The organism is Nonomuraea sp. 10N515B, from assembly GCF_052245915.1.
In the GTDB taxonomy this organism is placed as follows: domain Bacteria; phylum Actinomycetota; class Actinomycetes; order Streptosporangiales; family Streptosporangiaceae; genus Nonomuraea.
In genome coordinates this window covers 1-3,758 of record NZ_JBQQBQ010000157.1, presented here as the reverse complement: position 1 = coordinate 3,758, position 3,758 = coordinate 1, and the positions used below count along the sequence as shown (strand labels likewise).

Sequence of the window (3,758 nt, the reverse complement as noted above, 5' to 3'; positions counted from 1 at the left end):
TACGGCTTGCGCTCGCTCACCCGGCTATCCCAGCACAGGGCAGCCCGCCGACGGGCGGTAACGCTACAAATCCATCCGATCACACTGCGACATCATGGACTTCGCCTCGCGTAACGCCCTCTGAGGAGTCGCAAGAGTGGGCTGTGCCCGGGCATTTCGGGAGGGAGCACCGATCAGCACGCGCCGGCCGCCCAGTTCCGCTGCGACTATAAGGCAAACCAGCTCTGGTCGGTTCGGCGCTGACCGCATGGTCGTCGGCGAGTTCTGCACACGCCCGGCTCCTTCGATCTCGCGGCGGTGGTCATCATGCCGGCGCTCGACGTGGCACACGGCGGGCTCAATGTCGCGTAAGACACCGGCTATGCGAGCGCGGCCTCGTCGGCCGCCGTGTCCGCGTCCGTCCAGACGTCGGCGGGGGCGTGGGCCAGGTGCCAGCGCACCGAGTCGGCCACGCGTTCGGCGGGGTCGCCCGCAGTCCAGCCGAGCAAGGACTGGGCTCGGGTGACCGAGACCAGCAGGTGCTGCGCCTGCACCCCGGACAGAGCCAGGTCGTGCGGCAGGGCGCGATCGGGCACCTGGACCAGCTCGGCCGATGAACCGGCGGCCGAAAGGATCTGGCGAAACCACGTGCCGATCGTCGCCGTGCTGGTCTCGCCGAGGTTGATCGGCTGCCCGGCGACCGCCCTGCTGTCGAGCGCGGCCAGGACGCCGGTGGCCACGTCGTCGACATGGCAGCGCGTCCACAGCAGGTTGGCCGCGCCTATGGGGATGCGGGCTCGCCCGGCGCGCACGCGGCGCAAGATCGGCTCCTCGCGGCGCTGCCAGTCGTACGGTCCGTAGATGAGCGGAAGCCGCAGCACGACCGCGCCCCGCGGCAGCCAGCGCTCCTCGACATCGATTTTGTCGTAGTCATCAGGCACGTCGGGATGACCGGCACCCCGGTAGGGGTAGCGGTCGCGGCGCAGGGGCGAGTCCTCGGTCAAGGGGAGCGGCGACAGTTCGCGGCCGCAGCGCAGGCCGGTGTAGGCCTCGTAGACGTCCTGGCTGGACAGCACCACCGTGGGCACCTCCGGCAGGGCGGGGAGCACGGCATCGACGTCGGCTGCGGTGAACGCACAGGTGTCGACCACCGCGCCGGGGGCGAACTCCTTGATCCGCGCTGCGTGCCGTGCCAGGTCGCGACGCTCGCCGTACAGGTGCTCGCCCGGCACGGCGGGGGAAGATCGGGGCGAGCCGCGGTGCGCCAGCAGGACCGCGTCACCGCGCTGCACAAGCCGTTCGGCCACGCGCCGGCCGAGGAACCAGGTGCCGCCGAGCAGAAGAACACGCATGATTCAAGCCTGCCCGGCCGCGCGCGGCCCGCGCAAGCGCCGCCCGAGGAGCTCCAGAGGGCCAAGCTGGTACGTGCTCGTCGGCTCCCCGACGAGGAAGGACACAAGCCGGTGCGAGATCGTGCGGGATCGTAGGGCACTGGCTCGCGACCTGTAGGCCTGCCTACCTGCGCCGACGCGCCACTCAACGCCGCCACCCCGGCCGTGCCGGCCATGCCGACCGCACAGCGCTGCGAATGCGCCCGCATCCGCAGCGAGAAGGGTTGCCGACGGGTGGCTGGGCCTGGACGAGCGCAGCTTGAAGGTCCAGCCCCGTGAGCACGCACGACGCTCGTACTACGGTGGGAGGCGTGTCCGGGTTCTCGGTGAGGGACTTCTATGATGAGCTGGCCGCCGACTACCACCTGGTCTACCCGGACTGGGATGCGAGCATGGCGCGCCAGGCCAAGGCGCTGGACGGGCTCATCCGTCCGCGTCTCGGGGCAGGACCGCACCTGGTTCTGGACTGCTCCTGCGGAATCGGCACCCAGTCGATCGGGCTTGCTCTGGCCGGATACAAGGTCGTCGGCAGCGACCTGAGCCCCGTCGCCGCCGCCCGCGCCGCTGTCGAAGCCGCGGCCCGCGGCACCAGTCTTCCCACAGCCGCGGCGGACATGCGCTCACTTCCCTTCACAACATCCGCTTTCGACGTCGTCCTGTGTGCCGACAACTCACTCCCGCATCTGCTTTCCCCGCAAGACCTGCAGACAGCCCTCCTCGGCATGCGACGGGTACTCCGGGACGGCGGACTACTGGTGATCACTGTCCGGGCCTACGACGAGGCCCGCCGGACCCACCCCACGGCGACACCTCCCCAGGTGACCCAGACCCCCGACGGCCAGGTGATCACCTTCCAGCTGTGGCACTGGCACGAAGACGGCGAGCGCTACACCCTGGAACACTTCCAGCTCCTGCCCGCCGGAAGCACCTGGGATGTCCGCGTGCGCCGTACCACCTACTGGGCGCTGACCCGCCGGCAATTGACGGATTCCGTGGCCGACGCCGGTTTCACCGGCATCAGCTGGCACACCCCGGCCACCAGCGGGTTCTTCCAGCCCGTGCTCACCGCACAGCGTGTCCCCTCCCCACCGCAGCGCCACGGGCAGTGACACACTCCCACCCGGTCCGGAACAGCCAACGAGCCGGCCGCCGAGCACGGCCTGGCCGCACTGGCCGGCTCCTCACCCGACGTCGGCGTCGCCGGCTACACGCTGGGCGGCGGGCTCAGCTGGCTGGCCCGCAAACACGGCCTGGCCTGCAACAGGCTGCTGGCCGCCGAGGCGGTCACGGCCGACGGCGACCTCATCCGCGCAGACCCCGACCACGAGCCCGATCTGTTCTGGGCGCTGCGCGGCGGCTGCGGGAGCTTCGCCGTGGTCACCACGCTGGAATTCCAGCTCCTGCCGATCCCCCGCATCTACGCCGGCGGCCTGTTCTGGCCGTGGGAACGCGCCGGCGAGGTGCTGCACGCCTGGAACACCTGGCAGGCCACCGCCCCCGAGGAGATCACCTCCTCCGCCCGCATCCTGCACCTTCCGGAGCCGGCCCCACCCCTGCCCGGACGCTCCGTGGTCAACATCGACGCCGCCGTGCTCGGCGACCAGAGCTTCGGCGAGCAGGTGCTCGCCCCGCTGCGTGCGCTTGCGCCCGGCCTGGACACCTTCGCCATGGTGCCGCCCGCAGCGCTCAGCCGGCTCCACCTGGACCCCGAACAGCCCGTCCCCGTGATCAGCGATCACCGGCTGTTCGGCGAGCTGCCGCCGGCCGGGATCGACGCGCTGGTGCAGACGGCGGGGCCCGGCTCCGGATCCCGCCTGGTGACGGTGGAGCTGCGCCAACTCGGCGCAGCGCTGGCCCGCCCCGCACCCGGCGCCGGGGCGCTGACCTCGATCGACGCCACGTTCGCCCTGATCGCCGGCGGCATCGCCGACCGGCCCGAGACCGGCGCCGCCGTGGCCGAGGACTTGGAACGGCTCACCGGCGCCATGCGCCCGTGGGACACCGGCCGCCGCTATCTGAACTTCGCCGAAGGCCCGGCCGAGACCTCGGCCCTGTTCCCGCCGGAAACCTACCAGCGGCTACGACGCGTCAAAGCGCAGGCCGACCCCGGCGACGTCATCCGTTCCAACCACCCCATCCCCCCGACGCCATGACACCGGCCCCGCCAGCCGAGGCCGCGCTCGGCCTCGCGCTCGCCACCCTGTTAACCGAGCTCGACGAACCCGCCGCGCGCCGCCGGGCCCACCGGCGGCAGATCTACCGAGGGGGGTATCACTCTAAGTGTGGAAACGATCACTCTGGGTAGATGATCGAAAGTAAAGATCAACCACACAACATTCGGGGGAATGTGATCATGTCTACCACACAGGGAACCGCCGCTCTGGCCAC

General features: G+C 70.9%; 3 protein-coding genes and 1 pseudogene. 3 read left to right on the top strand and 1 reads right to left on the bottom strand.

The window, feature by feature from the left end; genetic code table 11:
* Positions 1–359: 359 nt before the first annotated feature.
* Positions 360–1,331: an NAD-dependent epimerase/dehydratase family protein gene (locus tag ACTWQA_RS58655; protein WP_443167438.1), complete on the bottom strand. Its 972-nt coding sequence runs from the start codon at positions 1,329–1,331 to the stop codon at positions 360–362.
* A gap of 314 nt (positions 1,332–1,645) precedes the next feature.
* Between ACTWQA_RS58655 and ACTWQA_RS58650 the strand changes: the two genes are divergently transcribed.
* The 3 genes and pseudogenes from ACTWQA_RS58650 (at position 1,646) to ACTWQA_RS58640 (ending at position 3,523) form a co-directional block, all read left to right on the top strand.
* Complete coding sequence (locus tag ACTWQA_RS58650) at positions 1,646–2,479, top strand: class I SAM-dependent methyltransferase (RefSeq protein ID WP_443167437.1); 834 nt, start codon at positions 1,646–1,648, stop codon at positions 2,477–2,479.
* Positions 2,480–2,515: 36 nt separating this feature from the next.
* A pseudogene (locus tag ACTWQA_RS58645) lies at positions 2,516–2,671 on the top strand (FAD-binding protein); the annotation flags it as partial.
* Positions 2,672–2,743: 72 nt separating this feature from the next.
* Positions 2,744–3,523, top strand: a complete 780-nt coding sequence (locus ACTWQA_RS58640) for a BBE domain-containing protein (protein WP_443167436.1) — start codon at positions 2,744–2,746, stop codon at positions 3,521–3,523.
* The last annotated feature ends 235 nt before the right edge of the window (positions 3,524–3,758 follow it).